Genomic DNA, 19,991 nt, shown 5'->3' on the forward strand with positions numbered 1-19,991 from the left:
GGACACGGCCTCGACCTTAAATGGTCAAACTTGGTGCCAGGCATTGATCAAACCCGGTGTCAGACACCGGGGGTGACAGCATCTAAAGTCGAGCTCGTGTCCGAATGTCAGACCTGACACCGGGGGTGGGGTGGGCTTACATCTGGCGTAGCTCGTGCCAGACCATGCCTGGCTCGAGCTTTTCCATGCAGTCGTGGTGACCCAGCGGGCATTCGCGCTGGCGGCACGGCGAACAGGCCAGCCGCAGCGAGATCGAACGGGCGACGTCGGAAAACGGGGGGGCGTGGTCGGGGTCGGTCGGTCCGTACAGGGCAATCACCGGCCGGTTCAGCGCCGAGGCAATGTGCAGCAGGCCGGAATCGTTGGCCACCACCGCGGCCGCGCCGGCAATCAGCGCGATCGCTTCGCTGAGCGAGGTGGCGCCGGCCACGTTGTGGATGCCGTCGGTGCCGGTGAGGGCCGTGATCTCGGCGCAGGCTTCACGGTCCTTGGGCGAGCCGAGCAAGGCGATGTGCGCCGACGGGTCCTGTGCGCGCACCGATTGCGCCAGCGCGGCGAAGTGGCGCGCCGGCCAGCGCTTGGCGGCGCCGAATTCGGCGCCCGGCGCAAACACCACCAGCCGCCCCGCCCCACCCATGCCGTGGCGCGCACGCACCAGGGCAATCTGCTGCGGATCGACCCACATGCCCGGGCGCGGCACGGCGGCGCGCAGTACACTGTACGAGGCCTCATCGGGCGCAGCGGCCAAGGCGGCGTAGAACGGCACCATTGCGCGCTTCGGGCGGTCGTCGTGATGGACCACGTTGAGCAGGCCGTAGCGCATCTCGCCCTTGTAGCCGACCCGGCGCGCGATGCCCGCCAGCCAGGGGATGAGGGCGTACTTGATCGTGTTGGGCAGCACGTAGGCGTCGACGTAGCCGCGCGCGCGCAGCACCTTGGCGTAGCGCCAGCGCTCGCGCAGTTGCAGCGCGCCGTGGCGGAACGGGGTTTCGAGCACGCTGTCGACCTCGATCATGGCGCGCCACGCCGGCGCCACCGAGGGCGGCGCCAGCACGTCGATCGGACGCCCCGGATGCTGCCGCTTTAACAGTTGCAGCAGCGGCTGGGCCATGACGGCGTCGCCGATCCAGTTCGGCGAGATGACCAGGGTGCGTGCCTCGCTCATGCTTCGGCCTTGTTTTCCGACTTGTTGGCGAACTGCAGGCGGTACAGGTTGGCGTACATGCCGTCGTGCGCCAGCAGTTCGTCATGGCGGCCCGCTTCCACGATCCGCCCCTGGTCGAGCACCACAATGCGGTCGGCCCGTTCGATGGTCGAGAGGCGGTGCGCGATGACGAGCGTGGTGCGCCCGGCCATCAGGGTGTCGAGCGCGCCCTGCACCGCGCGCTCGGATTCGTTGTCGAGGGCGGAGGTGGCTTCGTCCAGGATCAGGATCGGCGCGTCCTTGTAGATGGCGCGCGCGATCGCCACGCGCTGGCGCTGGCCGCCCGACAGGCGCATGCCGTTTTCGCCGATCGGCGTATTGACGCCTTCCGGCAGGGCCGCCACCACATCGTCCAGGTGGGCCGCCTTGATGGCTGCGGCCAGGCGCGCCGGGTCGACCCGTTCGGCGCCGTAGGCGATGTTGGCGCCCAGGGTGTCGTCGAACAGCACCACGTTCTGGCTGACCATGGCCAGCTGCGCGCGCAGGCTTGGCAGGGTGATGTCTTCATATGCCACGCCGTCGAGCAGGATGCGCCCTTTCTCAGGCGAGTAAAAGCGCGTCACCAGGTTCACGAAGGTCGACTTGCCGCCGCCCGACATGCCCACCAGCGCCACGGTCTGCCCCGGCAGCACGTCGAGCGTGACATCGTTGAGCGCCAGCGGGTTGTTCTCGCTGTAGCGGAACTGGACGTTCTGGAACTGCAGATGACCGCGCGCGCGCTCCAGGACGACCTTGCCGGGATCGGCTTCGAGCGGCGTGTCGATCATGGCGAACACGGTTTCGGCGGCGGCCATGCCGCGCTGCAGCGGACCGTTCACGCCCACCAGCGACTTGAGGGGCGCGAGCAGCATCAGCATCATGGTGATGAAGCTGATGAATTCGCCCTGGGTCATCCCGGAGCTCATGGCGATGACGATCACCACCGACACCGCCAGCGCGGTGGCGCTCTGGGTGACCGGCACGGTGGCGGCGCTGGCGACCGTGATGCGCTGCGAGAAGCCGAGCAGCGCGCCGCTGCGCTGTTCGAACCGTTCGCGCTCGTAACGCTCGCCGGCGAACACGCGGATCACCTGGTGCCCGCGCGCCGCTTCTTCGACCACCTGGGTCATTTCGGCGGTCACGCGCTGGTTGTCGCGGCTCAGGCGGCGCATGCGCTTGGCGGTGGTGCGCACGATGGCGGCGGTGACCGGCATGACCACCAGCGCGATCAGGGTCAGCTTCCAGTTGGTCCACATCAGCATCAGCAGCAGGCCGGCGATGACGAGCGAATCGCGCACGTAGGCTACGAATACGGAGTTGATCATGTCGACCACCTGGCGCACGTCGCCGATGACGACGTTGATGATCTTGCCGGTCGATTCTTCGTGAAAGCGCGCCACCGGCAGGCGCAGCAAGCGGTCGAACACCATGCGCCGCAGGTCGTTGAGCACGCGGCTGATCACCCAGTTGTTCAGGTAGGCGGTGGAGAAGGTGAAGATGCCGCGCCCGATGAAGATCGACAGCAGCACCAGCGGCACCAGCCACAGGGAAAATTCGACCCGGTGCGGACCGAAGCCTTTGTCGATCAGCAGTTGCAGCGCGTAGCCGAGCGCCGGCTCGGTGACGGCGGTGCCGGCCATGGCCAGCAGCGACATCAGCGCGCGCGCACGGTACGGTTTGACGATAGCCAGCAGGCGCCGGACTATGACACTATTTTCCATCGTTTTCTTTCGCGTTCAGGCTAGCGCCCATTCCAGTAGACCCTTCGAACCTGGTCCGGTTGCGGCATGGCGCGCCTGTAAAGACGCGGCCTGTACCAGAGGCTCGACATTCTCGCACACGCGGTCCGGGTGCGGCCACAACTAACATTCGCCGGTCCCAAATCGGGCCGCGGCGGCGCTTCCCCATGCGCGCGCCAGGCGGCGCCGTGCCACCTGCGGGGCGTACTGTAAAATGGCGAACGAATTTTACGGGGGCCGCTGGCGCGAAGGCCGGCGCCCGCTGTCGCCACGCTGCCAGCGCGGCATGCACGACCCAGATCGCTTAAGAAGGCTATTGCCAAAATGCAAGATTCTCCCGGTTTTCCGATTACACGGCTCGAGCGCGCGGTCCAGACCCTGCTCTTGCTGGCGCTGTTCTGCGTACCCTTTTCCACCTGGCTGACGAATGTCTTCGCCGGTTTTTGCCTGCTCTGTTTTGTCGCTGCCCTGGCCACCAGCGCCCCGCTGCGCGCTGCGCTACGCACCCCGCCGGCGCTGCTGGCGATCGGTTTGCTGGCGCTGCTGGCGCTGGGCGCAAGCTGGTCGATCGGTCCGCACGCGGACATTGCCTCGGCCCTGAAAAAATATTCGCGCCTGCTGGTGCTGCCGATTGCCGTAGCCACCAGTATGCGCGACCGCACCATGCCGGCGCGCGCGCTGGCGGCGTTTTTCGGCGGCGCGGCGGTGCTGGCCACCTCGAACTACCTGGTCTGGCACGACCTGATGCCGGCCTCCCCACAAGGCTGGTGGCGCATCGGCGACGCCAAGGATTCGTTTTCGTTCAAGAATCACATCACGATCGGCATCCTGCTCAGTTTTGCCACCGTCACCTGCCTGCTCGGCGCCACCTACGTCCAGGGCGCGCGCGCGCGCGTGGCGTGCGTGGCGGCCGGGATCCTGTTCAGCTTCCCGATCATTTTCCTCAACCAGGGCCGCACCGGCTACGTCGCCCTGTTCGCGGGCATGGTGGTGCTGTTCCTGCTGCGGGTGCGCTTTACGCTGCTGCGCACCAGCTGCGGCATGGCGGCCATCGTGCTGCTGTTCGTGGGTTTTTACGCCAGCTCGAACAACTTCAAGCTGCGCACCGATGACCTGATCACCGAGGTGCGCACCGACCAGAAACGCTCGCCCAACGGCCTGCGCATGAGTTATCTGCGGGTCGGCTCCAGCATCATCGCCGCCCACCCGCTCGCTGGCCTCGGGACCGGCTCGTTCGCCGAGGTGTATGCGCCGACCGCGCTGCGCGACTGGCCCGAGGACAAACTCGGACATACGCGCCACCAGCCGCACAGCGAATTCCTGCTGATCGCCGCGCAGCTTGGCGTGCCCGGCCTGCTGCTGTATTTCGCCATGCTGGGCAGCCTGCTGCGCCCGGCCCTGCGCACGCGCTCCTTCCATGCCGATGCGCTGGTGCTGCTGTGGGTGATCTATGTGGTCAGCTCCTCGTTCAACAGCCTGCTGTGGGATGTGACGGAAGCCTACTGGTTCCTGCTGCTGGCCGGCTCCCTGTATGTGAGCGCACGCCAGCAGACGGCGCCGGGCAAGTTCACCTCGCAGGGTAGCTAGATGCGCGCCGACGTCCTCATTTCCATCATCGTCGCCACCTACAACCGGCCCGACGCGCTCGAAGCCGTGGTCGACGCCTGCTTTGCGCAGAGCGACAGGCAGTTCGAAATCATCATCGCCGACGACGGTTCGGGCGAGCCGACCCGCGCCTGTGTCGCGCGCCTGCAAACGCGGGCGACGGTGCCGCTGCGCCATGTGTGGCAGCCGGACCAGGGCTTCCGGCTGGCGATGGCGCGCAACCAGGGCATCCTGGCCTCGCGCGGCGAGTACATCGTGCTGCTCGACGGCGACTGCATCCCGCAACGCGATTTCGTGGCGCGCCATCGCGCACTGGCGCAGCCGGGCTGCATGGTCACCGGCAGCCGCATCCTGCTCGACGACGCCTTCACGCAGCGCGTGCTGGCTGACAAGCGCGACCTGCACACGCTCGCTGTCGGCGAAAAGCTGGCCCTGCGCGCGCGCGGGCACCTCAACAAGGTGCTGCAATTGCTGTTCAAGCTGCCCGACCTGGGGCGGGTGCAAAAGCGCTTCAGCTGGCGCCGCATCAAGGGCTGCAACATGGCGGCCTGGCGCAGCGACATCGACACCGTCAACGGCTTCGACCAAAGCTTCGAGGGCTGGGGGCACGAGGACGCCGACTTCGTGGTGCGCCTGTTTAACGCCGGCGTGGCCCGCAAGGATGGCGCGTTTGCCACCGAAGTGTTTCATTTGTGGCACCGCGAAAACGCGCGCGACGAAGCCTCGAGCAACCGCGCGCTGGTGCGCCAGCGCGCCGCCGGGCACACCGTGCGCGCACTGCGCGGACTGGCGTGACATGGCGCGCGTGGATGTCCCGCTTTGATGCCGTAAGCGCTGGACCTTGCGCGGCGGGGACGTATAATAGGTATGTACGCGTTGGGCGCTGCCGCTGGCAGTGAATGTCGTTTCACCGGGAGTCCATCTTGTCACGTCCGCACACCATTTCTCTGATCGTCACCACCTACAACCGGCCCGATGCCCTGGACGCGGTTCTGCGCGCCTGCCTGGCGCAGGATGACGAGGATTTCGAGATCATCGTCACCGACGATGGGTCGACCGAGGCGACCCGCCACTGCGTCGAACGCATCGCGGCGAGTACGCAGCGCCGCCTGGTGTATGTGTGGCAGCCCGACGACGGTTTCCGCGTGGCGCGCGCGCGCAACCAGGGCGTGCTGGCAGCGCGCGGCGATTACGTGATTTTCCTCGACGGCGACTGCGTGCCGCGCAAGGATTTCGTGGCCAGCCACCGGCGCCTGGCGCAGGCGGGCTGCATGATCACCGGCAGCCGCGTGCTGCTGTGTCCCGAATTTACCCGCGCCACCCTGGCCGAACAGCGCGACTTGCACGAGGCGGGCCTGGACGTGTGGTGGCGCGCCTGGCGCGCCGGGAATATCCAGAAGATCCTGCAGCTGGCAATCCGCCTGCCCGACGTGGGGCGGGTGCGGCGCGGCTTTACCATGCGCCGCATCAAGTCCTGCAACATGAGCGCCTGGCGCAGCGACATCGAGCGTGTGAACGGTTTCGACGAATCGTTCTCCGGCTGGGGTCATGAAGATGCCGATTTCGTGGTGCGCCTGTTTAACGCCGGCGTGCGGCGCAAGGACGGCGCCTTCGCCACCGAGGTGTTCCACCTGTGGCACAAGGAGCGCAATCGCGACCAGGCGGCCCATCACGACAAGCTGGTGTACCAGAGCCAGGTCGACAAGATCATTCGCGCGCCGGTCGGGCTGGCGCGCTGACTGCGTCCATGAGCATGCACGCCGCAGCGCCGCTGCCGCTATTGAGCATCATCGTCCCCGCCTGGAATGTGCAGAACTACATCGTGGCGTGCCTGGCATCGGTGCTCGACCAGATGGGGCCGCGCCATGAGCTGATCGTCATCGACGACGGCTCGCGCGACGCCACCCTGGCGCGCGTGCGCACCCTGCTCGAGGCATGCCCGCAGGTGGCATACACGGTGCTGGCGCAGGACAACCAGGGTATCGCGGTGGCGCGCAACCAGGGCCTGGCCGCTGCCCGCGGCGAGTACATCGTGTTCGTCGACAGCGACGACCGCCTGCTGGCCGGCTCGCTGGCGGCGCTCGAGCAGGCCATCGACGCGCACCATCCGGACGTCATCGCCTGCGACTTCCGCGTGTGGCTGCCGGATCAGGAAGACAAATCGCACCGGGTCGGCCTGCGCTATCCGCATGCGCTGCTGCGCGACCAGGCCACCATCCTCAATACGTTTTTTGCCGACCGCCAGATGTATGTGTGGGCCAAAGTCTTCAAGCGCGCCGTGTATGAGCAGCTGGAAGCGCCCGTGTTCCCGCCCGGGCGCGTATTCGAGGACGTGTCCACACTGCCCCGGCTATTGAGCCAGTGCGCCAGTCTGCTGTACCTGCCGCATCCGATCATCGACTACCGCCAGCACCCGGCCAGCATCACCAAGCTCATTTCCGAGAAGTGGTGCCTGGACCTGGCGGGGGCGCTGCTGGTCGCGCGCGAGCATCTGGAGCGGCGTGGGGTTGATGCATCGGTGAAGACCCACTTCGATATCGCGGCCGGGTATTTTTTTATCGGCGTGGTCAAGGACTCGTACGAATTGCCGCGCGCAAGCGGGCGGCGCGTGCGCGCCGCCATCAAAGCGGTGTTCATGGAGAGCCTGTTCGGCGACTGCGCCAGCATGCTGGCGGCGGTGCGCGCGGCGCAGACGGTATCGGTGGACCGCGAGCACGATGTGCGCATGATCCGCCAGGTGGAACGCGCGCTGGCGGGGAGTTTCGTGTTCCGGGTCAGGCAGACGGCGAGCCGCAAGATCAAGGTATGGCGGCGCTTTCGCAGGAATCAAAAGGCGGCGGCCGTTTTTTGAGCGCCGCCCGGCCGCTTAATACTCCACCGCGACCTCGCGTGCCCCCAGCACCTGTTCCAGCGCCAGTGTCAATGCGTCCGACGGCGCCACCCGCCAGTCGTCCCCGAACTGCAAGGTGCAATCGACGCCCTGCGGCTTGACCCGCATCGCGACCGGCAAGCCAGTCATGGCGCGGTACGGTTGCAGCACTTCGGCGATCTTCGACGAAGCCACCTTGCCCGGCAGGTACAAGCCGAGCTGGCGCCCGTAATGCACGCGCGCCGAGGTCAGGTCGAACACCTTCTCGGCCGTGATGCGCAAGCCGCCGTTGAAGCGGTCTTCCGACACCTTGCCCACCACCGCCAAAAACTCGTCTTCCTTGAAGATGTTCTTGTTCGACTCGACCACTTCGCTGTACACCGTCACTTCCACCGTGCCGCTCTTGTCGTCGAGCGAGACGATCAGGATCTTGCCGCGCTGGGTCATCTGGGTGCGCACGCCGGTGATCACGCCGCACATCATGCGCGGCTCGCGCGACGGTTCCAGGTCGGTCAGCTTGGTGCGCGCAAAGCGCCGCGCCTCGGTCGCAAACGAATCGAACATGTGCCCCGACAGGTAAAAGCCGAGCGCGATCTTTTCTTCGGACAGCTTCTGGCGGTCGGTCCACGGGGTCGCCTTGACGTACTCCGGCGGGGCCACCAGGTCGCTGTCGTCGCCGCCGAACAGGCTGACCTGGTTGACCGAGGCCGAGGCCTGGTCGGCCACTTCGACCGCGAACGGCACCGAGGCCAGCAAGATCGCGCGGTCGACCTTGAAGCAGTCGAACGCGCCGCTGCGGATCAGGGATTCGATGGTGCGGCGGTTGATCTGCTTGCGGTCGACCCGCTTGCAGAAATCGAACAGGTCGGTGAACGGCCCGCCGGCCGTGCGCGCGGCGATGATCGCCTCGATCGCCGACTGGCCCGAGCCCTTGACCGCGCCCAGCCCGTAACGGATGTTGGTGACGCGCTTGCCGGTGACGGACGGTGGCGGACCTTCCGGCATGAAGCGGTAGTCGGAATGGTTGATATCGGGCGGCAGCAGCGTGAGGCCGCACACGTCCAGCGAGTCCTCGACCAGGATCTTGATCTTGTCGGTGTCGTCCATCGCCAGCGACAGGTTGGCGGCCATGAAGGCGGCCGTGTGGTGCGCCTTCAGGTAGGCCGTGTGGTACGACAGCAGCGCGTAGGCGGCGGCGTGCGACTTGTTAAAGCCGTAGCCGGCGAACTTTTCCATCAAGTCGAAAATCTCGTCGGCCTTTTCGGCCGTCAGGCCATCCTTGGCGGCACCGGCGCGGAAGATCTCGCGGTGCTCGGCCATCTCTTCGGCCTTCTTTTTGCCCATCGCGCGGCGCAGCATGTCGGCGCCGCCGAGCGAGTAGCCGCCGACGATCTGCGCCATCTGCATGACCTGCTCCTGATACACCATGATGCCGTAGGTTTCGGACAAAATGGATTCGGTGCGCGGGTCGGGATAGTCGAAACGCTCGCCGTGCTTGCGCTTGCAGAAGTCGGGAATCAGGTCCATCGGGCCGGGACGATACAGCGCGACGAGCGCGATGATGTCCTCGAAGCGGTCGGGACGCGCGTCTTTCAGCATGCCCTGCATGCCGCGCGACTCGAGCTGGAATACCGCAACCGTCTTGGCCTTGGTCAGCAGCTCGTAGGACGCCTTGTCGTTGAGCGGCAGCTTTTCGAGCGCGAAGTCGGCGTTGGCCGGGTCGAGCTGCTTGATGTAGCGTACCGCGCGGTCGAGAATGGTGAGCGTGGTCAGGCCCAAAAAGTCGAACTTGACCAGGCCCACGGCCTCCACGTCGTCCTTGTCGTACTGCGAGACCACGCCGGAGTCGCCGCCCTGGGTGTACAGCGGGCAGAAGTCGGTGAGCTTGCCGGGGGCGATCAGCACGCCGCCTGCGTGCATGCCGATGTTACGGGCGATGCCTTCGACCTGCTGCGCCAGCGCCAGCAACTGCTTGACCTCGTCCTCGTTCTCGAGGCGCTCCTTGAGCATCGGTTCTTCTTCGATGGCGTCGGCGATCGTCACCGGCTTGCCCGGCTTGAAGGGAATCAGCTTGGAGATGCCGTCGCAGAAGTTGTAGCCGAAATCGAGCACGCGGCCGACGTCGCGGATCGCGCCCTTGGCCGCCATGGTACCGAAGGTGGCGATCTGCGAGACCGCCTCCTTGCCGTACAAGTCCTTGACGTGCTGGATGACCTTGTCGCGCCCTTCCTGGCAAAAGTCGATGTCGAAGTCGGGCATCGAGACGCGTTCGGGATTCAAGAAGCGTTCGAACAGCAGGTTGTACTGCAAGGGATCGAGATCGGTGATGAGCAGCGAATACGCCACCAGCGAACCGGCGCCCGAACCGCGGCCCGGGCCGACCGGCACGCCGTTTTCCTTGGCCCACTTGATGAACTCGGCCACGATCAGGAAGTAGCCGGGGAACTTCATGTTACAGATCGTATCGGTCTCGAACTTGAGGCGCGCTTCGTAGCGCGGGCGCGCCGCTTCGCGCTTGACCGGGTCCGGGTACAGGTGAAGCAGGCGCTGTTCCAGGCCGGCCTGCGATTCGGAGACCAGGAACTGGTCGATCGTCATGCCGGGCGGCGTGGGGAAGTTCGGCAGTTGCGGCTTGCCGAGGGTGAGCACGACGTTGCAGCGCTTGGCGATTTCGACCGAGTTGGCCAGGGCCGCCGGCATGTCGGCGAACAGCTCGGCCATCTCGGCCTGCGACTTGAAGCGCATCTCTTCGTTGAAGCGCTTGACCCGTTTGGCGTTGGCCAGCATTTCGCCTTCGGCGATGCAGGTGCGCGCTTCGTGGGCGATGAATTCTTCGGGCGAGAGGAACTGGATCGGGTGGGTGGCGACCACCGGCAGGCCCAGTTTGGCGGCCAGCGCGACCGCGTGGCGCACCTGGGCTTCCTGGTTGGGCTGGCCGGCGCGCTGCACTTCGATGTAGAAGTGGCCGGGAAAGACCGCCGCCCAGCGCTGGGCGCAGCGTTCGGCCAGGGCCAGGTTGCCGTTTTCGATGGCGGTGCCGACGTCGCCGAAGTGCGCGCCCGAGAGCACGATCAGGCCATTGGCCTGGCTCTCGCCGGGCGACAGGGTCGAAGCGCTGGCGGCCAGCGCCTCGAGCCACTCGGGGCGGATTTCGGCGCGGCCCTTGTGCTGGTTGCTCAGCCAGGCTTTGGAGAGCAGTTCGCACAGCTGCAGGTAGCCCATGCGGTTCTTGGCCAGCAGCAGCAGGCGCGATGGCTTGTCGCGGTTGTCGTCGTTGCTAATCCAGGCGTCCACGCCGATGACCGGCTTGATGCCCTTGCCGCGCGCCGATTTGTAGAACTTGACCATGCCGAACAGGTTGGCCAGGTCGGTCATGGCCAAGGCCGGCTGCTTGTCCTTGGCGGCGGCGGCGACGATGTCGTCGATGCGCACCAGGCCATCGACGATCGAATACTCGGAATGTACACGCAGGTGGACGAAGGCCGGTGCGGCCGGCTTGGCTGGCGCGGCGAGCGTGGCGCTCCCGGCTTCGATGACATCGGTACTCATGTGTGTTTCGCCTGCTGTACAAAGAGTGCTATTTTACCGCGCTGGCGGCTTGCGCGAGAAAAGCGCGTGGCGCCGCCACATACCCCTGATGCCAACGTGGACATTGTTCTATAATATCGGCTTCCCCGTTTTCCGATCGTCCACCGATCCTTCGCTCCCATGCAAGCTAATACTGCTTTACAAGCTGAAGCGCATGCCGCCATCGCCGCAGCTGCCGCTCACGTCAATATCGCCGCCTACAAGTTTGTCACTTTCGACAACATTGAGGAAATGCGTCCCCTGTACCAGGATATCTGCAAGCGCCTGGCGCTCAAGGGCACGATTCTGTTGACGCCGGAGGGAATCAATATGTTCCTGTCCGGCCCGCGCTCGCACATCGACGAGTACCTGGCGTGGGTCCGCGCCGATGCGCGCTTTGCCGATATCGAGGTCAAGGAAAGCTATTCGGAAGAGCAGTCGCACAAGCGCATGCTGGTGAAGATCAAGAAAGAAATCATCACCATGCGCATGCCGCTGATCCAGCCCGAAAAGGGGCGCGCGCCGGCGGTCGAGGCGAGCACGCTCAAGCGCTGGCTCGACAACGGCGTCGACGATGAAGGCCGCGAGGTGGTGATGATGGAAACGCGCAATGCCTTCGAGGTCGATGTGGGCACGTTTGAAAACACCCTGGACTACCGGATCGACAAGTTCAGCGAGTTTCCCGAGGTGGTGGCGCAGCACCGCGAGCAATTGCAAGGCAAGACCGTGGTGACGTTTTGCACCGGCGGCATCCGCTGCGAAAAGGCGGCGATCCACATGAAAAATATCGGCTACGAGAGCGTGTACCAGCTCGACGGCGGGATCTTGAAGTATTTCGAGGAAGTCGGCGGCGCCCATTACAAGGGCGACTGCTTCGTGTTCGACTACCGCACCGCGCTCAATCCGCAGTTAGAGGCGACGGTGACGACGGTGCAGTGCTTCGCCTGCCGCGCGGTGGTGACGCCGCGCGACCAGCTCTCACCGCTGTACGTGTACGAAAAATCGTGTCCGCAGTGCCATCCGGAGCGGGATCAGGCGGCGGTGTAAAACCAAGGCGTCCAGGCCCCCTCTCCCATAACGTTAACTAGTGGACGAACGAATACTTTAATGGACGATGTGAGTGCGGCACTAGCCCGCAGGGTTCGCCTCGAACGCGATGCGCGCTGCTGGTAGCTGGCCGATCTGGCAAGCAAGTCCGGCGTGGCAAAGGCCACCATCAGTAAGATCGAGCGCGCGGAAACCAGCCCCACGGCCGTTATTCTGGTGCGGCAGGCCGGCGCCTTCGACCTGTCCCTGGCCGGCCTGTTGCTGCGCGCCGAAGGCCATGACGACGCCAGCCGCGTAGTGCGCGCGGCGCAGCAGGCCGTCTGGCGCGACCCGGCCAGCGGCTACTTGCGCAGGCAGGTCTTCGCGCGTCCCGACCATCCAGTCGAAATCGTGCAAGTTGACATGCCACCCGGCCAGCGCGTCGTGCTGCCGGCCTCGTCGTACGCGCACATCCGCCAGGCGATCTGGGTCCAGGCGGGGCCGTTGAGCGTACTTGAAGGCGGCGAGCAGCACCTGCTGGAAAGCGGCGACTGCCTCGGCTTCGGGCCACCGTCCGAGGTGACAATCGCCAACGATGGGGCAAACACCTGCCGTTACGTCGTTGTACTTTCAAGGAGTTGAGCGCATGAAAATCCTACAGATTCGTCCGCTGGCCGCCACTCCGGCGCTGATCGGGAACCTGGCCGCATTGCTGTCAGAGGTTGTCGCGCACGGCGGCTCGGTCGGCTTCATGCATCCGCTGGCCGCCCGGGAAGCGCGCTCCTTCTGGGAGCGCGCGCTGCTAGCGGCTGCGGATGGCCAGCGCATCGTGTTCGGCGCTTTCGACGATGATCAACTGGTGGCGACGGTGAGTCTGCTGCTCGACTGCCCGCCCAACCAGCCGCACCGCGCGGAAATCGCCAAGATGATGACTGTGCCGCGTTGCCGTGGACGCGGCATCGCGGCAGCCCTGCTACGTGCTGCCGAAGCCGCCGCCGTGGAGCGCGGCAAGACCCTGCTGGTGCTCGATACCGCCAGCGAGGGCGGCGCGGCCGGGCTCTACGAGAAACATGGTTTTACGCTGACGGGAGAAATTCCCGATTTCGCGCTCAAACCGCACGGTGGCCTGACGGGCACATTGTTGTACTGGAAGAGGATCGGAGCCGGGCGCGCCTGATGAGATCGTTGGCTTGGCTCTTGGGCCTGTCCCAATGTCTTCAAACGGGCAGAAGAAGTCGTTAGCTGTCAGGCTCCAGCCATGTTTAATCCCTTCAGCAACCGGCAACGCGGGAGCTTCAATCCAGGCATCCTTGCCGCCTGTGATCAGGTCCTTGATATGTGGACCTATCGTCAGAACCAATCCAGGCCGGATGCGGGCTTCGGATCGGGCGCTGCCGACGTGGCCTACCCAACTTTTCCATCGAGTACAATCGGCAGAGATCGGCCACAAGCCGTCATTCGAAATGATAGAAGGCTCCACATGTTAATGAACGATGTTTATTGGTCCCTGGGCCAGCGGAAGTTTGACCAATACGAACATTTCGTCACTGCGGTTACCGAACACAACGAGCATATATCGCCCGGAAATAACGGATGGCAGCCAGAGCGTGAAATTTTTCCGACACCGATTACTGTCACTTACGAAGCAAGGTGGAAAGACGATGACGATTTGCTGGAGCTCGTTATCGGCGAGTCTGGACAAAAGCTCATGATGGGGATTTTTCTGTTTAAACTCAATAATCTGTCCTGCGAATTCTTCGCCGACGCCGACGAACATTTTTTCGAGGGGCTGGATCCAAAAAGCCAGACAGAGTTTTCTTTGATAGTCGGAAGTTAGTTGAAGACCGACTTTTCAACGATCGACACGTTGATTCTTGAAGCGCTCGGGAAACGCCCATTGTATCTGGGTGAAATATTGGCAGTAGTTGCTGTCCGTGACGAAGCGCTGCGCCTCGATCGACGTCGGGCCGGGGTATCGCCAGGTGAGAGCGCCGACATGACGTTGAATGAGCGGTTGCAAGCATTGCGGCGAAACGGCAGAGTTACCTATGACCCAGCGACGAGCCGCTGGGAGGGCCGCTAAAATGCATCAGGCCTTCCTTTCGCTTGCCTGCTCGCTCATCTGTTTTGCGGCCCTCAAGCTGCGCACGGCACCGCCACGGCATTGATGGGAAACAGGCGGTCGTAGGCGATGTTGAACAGGAATCCGTAGACCAGGTAGAAGGTCACGATCGCCAGATCCATCAAGAACGCTGCCCACAGGCCAATTCCCAGGTACCAGGCGATCATCGGGATCAGCATGATCACCAGTCCCGCCTCGAACAGGAAGGTGTGTGCGATCCGGATGGCCATCGTTTTATGCACGCTGCCGCGCAGGCGCAGCATGGCGCGGTCGAATCCCATGTTGAAGACGAAATTCCAGAGCGTGGCGATGGTCGCCGACGCAATGCCGATCACGCCCATGTGCTCGATCGGCTGGTCGAAGACGAGTGCCGATCCGGGAATGAAGATGGCCAGGGCCACGCCCTCGAAGAGAAGCGCGTGCCTGACGCGATCGCGGAATGTGCGCATGTAAATCCTTTGTTTGTCGTTACGGACATCGTCCGGCTACCCGGTTGACGTTTCGGCAGCATGATCGCATACTCGATAAATGGTCACATAGAGGTAAAATCGCGCCATCATGCTCCAAATATGAAACACCTGAACTGGGATGACCTGCGTTTGTTGTCGTTGATCGCACAGGAAGGCACCTTGCGGGGAGCCGCCCGGAAAGCCGGGCTCAGCCCGGCTACGCTATCGCGCCGGCTTGACGCCCTGGAAGAAGCGGTCGGGCAGAAACTCGTCGAGCGTTTCCAGGGCGGTTGCATTCCAACCGCCTTTGGCGCCGATGTTGTCGCTTTAGCCGACCAAATGGGCGAGATCGCACTGGAAGTCGAGCGCACGCGCGATCGCCAGAACGCCCATGCCGCTTCCGGCGTGGTACGGATCAATACCGACGAGTGGCTATCGTATTTCTTGACGACCCGGTTCGCGCCATTTCATGAGGCCTATCCCAACGTCGAAGTGGAAATCGTCACCTCCCACCGGCCCTACAGCCTGGCGCGGCGCGAAGCCGATATTGCGATTCGCCCTTATCGGCCCGAGCAGCTCGACCTCGTCACCCGCCATATCGGCACCTTGTCGTTCGGGCTGTATTGCAGCCGCGATGTTGCCACGCGCCATGCGGCTGCCTTTGCGAACCAGCAATGGGCAAGCATGCCGTTCGTCGGTTTCGATGAGCCGCGCGCGGAGTTCCAGTCGGGCCGCTGGCTGCGCGCACTGCCCGGCGGTCCGGTGCCCTGGATGCGATGCAGTTACGGACTGGGCATTCTCGATGGCGTGGCCCATGGCGCGGGCTTGGGCGTGCTTGCCACCTTTCTCGCCAATGACCAGCACGATCTGGTGGCCGCAATTGCGCATATTCCCGAGCTGGACCAGGATATCTGGCTATCGATGCACGGCGGTTTGCGCACCAGCGCGCGGGTCAGGGCAGTCGTCGATTTCATGGGTCAGGTATTTAGCCAATACCGCGAAACGGGCCGTTGATGCCTGAGAGGCTGAGAGTCTTTCGATCATGCCCGCTCATCACGCCAGAAAGCGCCCGCTCGTCGTTGCAAATGCTCGCCATAGCCCGAGCTATGGCTGTGCTTTGCGCCTAGCTCGGCCACTCTCTGGCGCGCTGCTCGGGCACGCCCGAAAAACTCTCAACCTCTGAGGCCTGCATCGGTCGCTGCGGGCGATGCTCAAAAGCGTGTTGAACGGCTATTCCTGGCCGCTATCTACCCATGAAGGCACTGCAGACAGTTTTGTCGCCCACCCTGGCTGCGGGTAAACTATTGATAAACACCGTGGCACTGCCGGTCGCAATCGGCGGCGGCGCCTGGTCATGTTTTGAGCACACCGTCTTGTCGACGTGCGCTCGGGCCGCTTTGATGCCATTGGTGAACACGTTGCCGGAACAAGGGCCGATAATCTTGCCAGTCTGATCTCCGCCGCCGCCACCTTTGGGGCCGTCGCCAGGGGGCGTATGGCCAATCAAATCGCCCAGTCGTGCAGCTTGAGGCATGCTCAAATCTCCTGAGAAAATTCGCGCATCGCCCTTCCACTTGCAAGACTACAAAGCCATGGGCACTGTGTTCTTCCACGGGACGTAAATTCCTGAGGCCGCTGCGGCAGAAAACATCGTGTCCGGCTTTCTGGCCCCTTCTGGTCTACAAACTGCGGGAGAAAATCGAAGGTGACGTCGTCGGAATGGGGTTGCATGGTTTCCTGTTCGTTCGTTGTGGGACCGTGGCTGCTCGCCCGGCGTTACCAGTGTTTCCAACATATATAAACAGACTTGTCCGACTGCCTCTCAGATTGCGCGAAGGTCCGTTGCGGGATATCTCGACGTGAAGAAGCGATGTTGCCTAAATGGCAGTTTATTTTATCCTACGGAATCACGGCGATTCAATTTTTCCGAAAAATGCCATTACGAATATCAAATCCCTCTCCAGCCACATCTTGTCACGCTGATGAAATCAATGAAACGGTCGTGCCACCGGCGCGGGTGCCAGGCTGTCGCCGCTGTATGTGTATGAGAAGTCGTGCCCGCAGTGTCATCCGGAGCGGGATAAGGCAGCGTTGGCATAACAACGGGGGGGCTTTCTCACCTACCCCTTGGGGGAAATGACGCCAAGCTATCGCATTATGCGACAGCGTTAACCTCAAAACCGTCATTCCCGCGAAGGCGGGAATGACGGTTTTTAGCTTTGTGGCCGGAACAGCGCCAGCGAATCTATCAAACGCGCCCGTAGTTGTCCTGGAAGCGCACGATATCGTCCTCGCCCAGGTAATCGCCGCTCTGCACTTCAATCATCACCAGGTCGAGCACGCCCGGGTTTTCCAGGCGGTGCTTGTGGCCGGCCGGAATATAGGTCGACTCATTGGTCGAGACGAACAATTCGCGATCCCCGTTGACCACCTTGGCCATGCCGCTGACCACGATCCAGTGCTCGCTGCGGTGATGGTGCATCTGCAGGCTCAGGCTGGCGCCCGGCTTGACTTCGATGCGCTTGATCTTGAAGCGGGTGCTGTCTTCCAGCACCGTATACGTGCCCCACGGACGGTGTACGGTGCGGTGCAGCTTGTGTACGTCGTGCCCTTCGGATTTGAGGCTCACGTACAAATGCTTGACGTCCTGCACCCGGCTGCGGTCGGCCACCAGCAAGGCGTCCGGCGTGTCGACGATGATCAGGTTACTGACGCCAACCGCGCCCACCAGGCGCTCATTGCTCTGGATGAAGCAATCGCTCACATCGTGCAGGCGCACGTCGCCATCGATGCGGTTGCCGTCGGCGTCCGGCGCGATCAATTCGCCCAGCGCGTTCCAGGAACCAATGTCGCTCCAGCCGATATTGCACGGCACCACCGACACCTTGGCCGATTTTTCCATCACCGCGTAATCGATCGAGTCGTCGGCAACTTGCTCGAAAGCGGCCGCGTCCAGTTCGCACTGGGTAAAATTCTTGCCGGCCGCGCTGCGCGACTCGGCCAGGCAGGCGCGCGTGGCGGCCAGGATCTGCGGGCAGTGCAATTCCATCTCGGCGATCATGCTGCCGGCGGTAAAGCAGAACATGCCCGAATTCCACAGGTAGCGTCCGCTGGCCAGATACTCGCGGGCTTTTTCCAGGCTCGGCTTTTCGACGAAGCGCAGCACCGTGTTGCCGTCCGCCTCGATGTAGCCGAAGCCGGTCTCGGGCGCATGCGGTTCGATGCCGAAGGTCACCAGGCGGCCGGACCGGGCCAGCGGAATGGCCTGGGCCACGGCGGCGCCAAAAGCGGCCTGGTCGGCAATCAAATGGTCGGCGGCCAGCACCAGCAGCACGGCGTCCGGACCGTGCGTGGCGGCCACGTGCAGGGCGGCGGCGGCGATCGCGGGCGCGGTGTTGCGGCCGAACGGTTCCAGGATGTAGCTGTTCGACAACGCCTGGTGGCCTTTGGCGACGGCGCGGTAATCGTCTTCGGTCTTGAAGAACAGTTCGCGGTTGGTCACGGTCAGCACTTGCGCCACCTCGGGCAGGGCGGCGCCGCGCAGCCAGGCTTTTTGCAGCAGGCTTTGGCCATCGGCCAGGCGGATGAAGGGTTTCGGGTGAAGTTCGCGGGAAACGGGCCACAGGCGCGAGCCGGCACCGCCGCAAAGAATGGTAGGGATGAGTTTCACAGCGGTTCCTTTAGGCATGCATGCCGGATCGCCCGGCGATTGATGTGACTACGCAAATAACGTTGCGCATTCTACATCATTGTATGCACCGGAGGAATCGCAGCAACCCGCCCGCAGCGCCAGGACGGCGCAGCGGAGGGTCCGGTGGGTCTTATTGCGCTGTTTTTGGCAGCAGGTCTTTCAACACGGTCTTGTAGGTGCCGCGCGCGGTTTCATACACGGCCAGCTGGGCGTTCAGGCGGGCGATTTCCGACTCGACGTAACGCAGGTTGGTCACTTGCTGTTGCGCTTCCGGGGACAGGTCCGACACTTTGTAGCTCAGGCCGCCGGTGGTAATTTCAAGTTCGTTGGTGCTCATGTTTCCTCTTATGATAAAAATGGCCGGCGCCACGTGGCCGCCGGCTGGGGGTTGATCAGCGGAAGTAGGATGCGGTGCGGCTCACGTCGCTCGCGTCCAGGGTTCCGGCGGCCGCGCGCAAGCGCAGCGACGCCATCATATAGTTATATCGCGCTTGCGCAAGGTCGCGCTTGGCCGTAAACAGCTGTTGCTGGGCATTGAGCAAGTCCAGGTTGATGCGCACGCCGCCCTTGATGCTCTGTTCGGTCGCCTTGATCAGCAGCTTGCTCGATTCCACCGCGCGGTTCAGGGCGTTGATCTTGGCAATGCTGCTCTGGACCGCCGAAAACTGCTTGCTCACTTCGATCAAGGTCTTGTCGGTCTTGCCTTGCAGGTCGGCGCGCGCGCGTTCCAGCCCGGCCACGGCCTGGCGCGAGGTGGCGTTGACCGAGCCGCCCGAGTACAGCGGCACGTTGAGCTGGATGCCGATCGCGCGCACGGTCGAATCCTGATTGAAGGTATTGATCGTCTCCGACGCGTTCTTGCTGTAGCTGGCCACAAAGTCCAGGCGCGGTGCATGGCCGGCGCGGGCTTTCAGGATTTCCTGCCTGGCCACTTCGAGCGCGGTGGTCTGGGCCTGGAGCTCGGGATTTTCCTTGAGCGCCAGGCTCTTCCACTCCTGCACATTGTTCGGCGCCAGCGGCAGCGCGCGGAAGTTGTCGTTCAGGCCGACCAGGGTGCCGGGTTCGCCGCCGATCAGGCCGGCCAGGGTGTTGCGCGAGGTCGCCTGGTTATCCTTCGCTTCGATCAGGTTCGCTTCCGACAGTTCCAGGCGCGCCTGCACTTCGAGCACGTCGGTGCGGGTGCCTTCGCCATGCTTGAGCAAGCGCTCGTTGACCGTGCTTTGCTCGGCGTATGCGTCGCGCTGGGCGGTGTTGAGCGCCACTTGTTCGTCCGCGAACAGGGCGTCGAAATAGGCGCTGATGACGCGGATCAGCACTTCCTGGCCGCGCAGGCTGAACACCTGGTCGCTCAGCAGGGCCTGGGCCTTGCCCTGCTTGTAGCGCGCGTAGGCGTCCACGTTGAACAGGGTCTGGCGCAGCTGGATGGTGGACACCCGGCTGATGTATTGAGGATGCGTCAGCGAAAGCGCGGTTTCGATATCGGCGCGGTTCTTGCTCGCATTGTAGTTGGCCTGCACGTTCGGCAGCAGGCCGACCCGGCCAAGGATCGCGTTTTCCTTGCCGCTCTGGTTCTCATAGAACGCCGAACGGTAGGTCGGGTCGTTCTGCAGCGCCTGCTCGTAAGCCTGCTGCAGATTGATGGCCGACGCGCCGGCGCTGGCCAGCAAGAGTGCAGCGGCGGCGGCGGCCTTCATGCGGCCCTGGGCGGTGATGCGAAACATGGTCAGTCCAAACGTCATC

18 protein-coding genes are annotated in these 19,991 nt (G+C 63.7%); 10 read left to right on the top strand and 8 right to left on the bottom strand.

The features are described 5' to 3' along the window. Positions 1 to 136 precede the first annotated feature (136 nt). Positions 137 to 1,165 carry a lipopolysaccharide heptosyltransferase II gene (waaF, locus tag F1735_RS00455; protein ID WP_167235080.1) on the bottom strand — a complete coding sequence of 343 codons (1,029 nt, stop codon included), beginning with the start codon at positions 1,163 to 1,165 and terminating at the stop codon, positions 137 to 139. Beyond that, the gene (gene msbA, locus F1735_RS00460; RefSeq protein ID WP_167235081.1) at positions 1,162 to 2,904 is read right to left on the bottom strand and encodes a lipid A export permease/ATP-binding protein MsbA; all 1,743 of its coding nucleotides are present in this window, start codon (positions 2,902 to 2,904) and stop codon (positions 1,162 to 1,164) included. Before msbA ends, waaF begins: the two co-directional genes overlap by 4 nt. Before the next feature lie 342 nt (positions 2,905 to 3,246). Between msbA and F1735_RS00465 the strand changes: the two genes are divergently transcribed. From F1735_RS00465 to F1735_RS00480, 4 genes are all read left to right on the top strand, one after another. Then, positions 3,247 to 4,509, top strand: a complete 1,263-nt coding sequence (locus F1735_RS00465; protein WP_167235082.1) for an O-antigen ligase family protein — start codon at positions 3,247 to 3,249, stop codon at positions 4,507 to 4,509. Further along, positions 4,510 to 5,322 (top strand): glycosyltransferase family 2 protein, encoded by an 813-nt coding sequence (locus tag F1735_RS00470; protein ID WP_167235083.1) that lies wholly within the window; start codon positions 4,510 to 4,512, stop codon positions 5,320 to 5,322. Positions 5,323 to 5,450: 128 nt separating this feature from the next. Further along, positions 5,451 to 6,266, top strand: a complete 816-nt coding sequence (locus tag F1735_RS00475; protein WP_229505565.1) for a glycosyltransferase family 2 protein — start codon at positions 5,451 to 5,453, stop codon at positions 6,264 to 6,266. 8 nt (positions 6,267 to 6,274) lie between these two features. After that, positions 6,275 to 7,378 (top strand): glycosyltransferase family 2 protein, encoded by a 1,104-nt coding sequence (locus tag F1735_RS00480; protein ID WP_167235085.1) that lies wholly within the window; start codon positions 6,275 to 6,277, stop codon positions 7,376 to 7,378. A gap of 15 nt (positions 7,379 to 7,393) precedes the next feature. Here the strand turns inward: F1735_RS00480 and dnaE are convergent, their stop codons facing one another. Continuing rightward, positions 7,394 to 10,945, bottom strand: a complete 3,552-nt coding sequence (gene dnaE / locus F1735_RS00485; RefSeq protein WP_167235086.1) for a DNA polymerase III subunit alpha — start codon at positions 10,943 to 10,945, stop codon at positions 7,394 to 7,396. Between the two features lie 159 nt (positions 10,946 to 11,104). Here dnaE and F1735_RS00490 point away from each other — a divergent pair, with 159 nt between their 5' ends. The 5 genes from F1735_RS00490 (at position 11,105) to F1735_RS00510 (ending at position 14,072) form a co-directional block, all read left to right on the top strand. Next, complete coding sequence (locus tag F1735_RS00490; RefSeq protein ID WP_167235087.1) at positions 11,105 to 12,010, top strand: sulfurtransferase; 906 nt, start codon at positions 11,105 to 11,107, stop codon at positions 12,008 to 12,010. Positions 12,011 to 12,145: 135 nt separating this feature from the next. After that, positions 12,146 to 12,631: a helix-turn-helix domain-containing protein gene (locus F1735_RS00495; RefSeq protein WP_229505572.1), complete on the top strand. Its 486-nt coding sequence runs from the start codon at positions 12,146 to 12,148 to the stop codon at positions 12,629 to 12,631. Positions 12,632 to 12,635: 4 nt separating this feature from the next. Then, a complete protein-coding gene (locus F1735_RS00500; protein WP_167235088.1) occupies positions 12,636 to 13,166 on the top strand; it encodes a GNAT family N-acetyltransferase in 531 nt (176 codons plus the stop codon). Between the two features lie 81 nt (positions 13,167 to 13,247). After that, entirely contained in the window at positions 13,248 to 13,826 is a 579-nt protein-coding gene (locus F1735_RS00505; RefSeq protein WP_167235089.1) for a hypothetical protein, read from the top strand. Further along, positions 13,827 to 14,072 (top strand): hypothetical protein, encoded by a 246-nt coding sequence (locus tag F1735_RS00510; protein ID WP_167235090.1) that lies wholly within the window; start codon positions 13,827 to 13,829, stop codon positions 14,070 to 14,072. It begins immediately after the preceding gene. A gap of 53 nt (positions 14,073 to 14,125) precedes the next feature. Here F1735_RS00510 and F1735_RS00515 read toward each other — a convergent pair whose 3' ends face one another. Beyond that, the gene (locus F1735_RS00515) at positions 14,126 to 14,560 is read right to left on the bottom strand and encodes a PACE efflux transporter (RefSeq protein ID WP_187364106.1); all 435 of its coding nucleotides are present in this window, start codon (positions 14,558 to 14,560) and stop codon (positions 14,126 to 14,128) included. Positions 14,561 to 14,680: 120 nt separating this feature from the next. On the opposite strand from F1735_RS00515, the gene F1735_RS00520 reads away from it, so the two are divergent. Next, entirely contained in the window at positions 14,681 to 15,574 is an 894-nt protein-coding gene (locus F1735_RS00520; protein WP_167235091.1) for a LysR family transcriptional regulator, read from the top strand. A 229-nt stretch (positions 15,575 to 15,803) separates the two neighbouring features. Here the strand turns inward: F1735_RS00520 and F1735_RS00525 are convergent, their stop codons facing one another. From F1735_RS00525 to F1735_RS00540, 4 genes are all read right to left on the bottom strand, one after another. Next, entirely contained in the window at positions 15,804 to 16,094 is a 291-nt protein-coding gene (locus F1735_RS00525; protein WP_167235092.1) for a PAAR domain-containing protein, read from the bottom strand. Positions 16,095 to 16,808: 714 nt separating this feature from the next. Then, entirely contained in the window at positions 16,809 to 18,230 is a 1,422-nt protein-coding gene (locus tag F1735_RS00530; protein ID WP_167235093.1) for a mannose-1-phosphate guanylyltransferase/mannose-6-phosphate isomerase, read from the bottom strand. A gap of 151 nt (positions 18,231 to 18,381) precedes the next feature. After that, positions 18,382 to 18,588: a DUF6447 family protein gene (locus F1735_RS00535; protein WP_167235094.1), complete on the bottom strand. Its 207-nt coding sequence runs from the start codon at positions 18,586 to 18,588 to the stop codon at positions 18,382 to 18,384. Positions 18,589 to 18,643: 55 nt separating this feature from the next. Continuing rightward, complete coding sequence (locus tag F1735_RS00540; protein WP_229505566.1) at positions 18,644 to 19,990, bottom strand: TolC family outer membrane protein; 1,347 nt, start codon at positions 19,988 to 19,990, stop codon at positions 18,644 to 18,646. Position 19,991 lies beyond the last annotated feature (1 nt).

The organism is Massilia genomosp. 1 (assembly GCF_011682185.1).
Taxonomy (GTDB): domain Bacteria; phylum Pseudomonadota; class Gammaproteobacteria; order Burkholderiales; family Burkholderiaceae_D; genus Telluria_A; species Telluria_A rubra.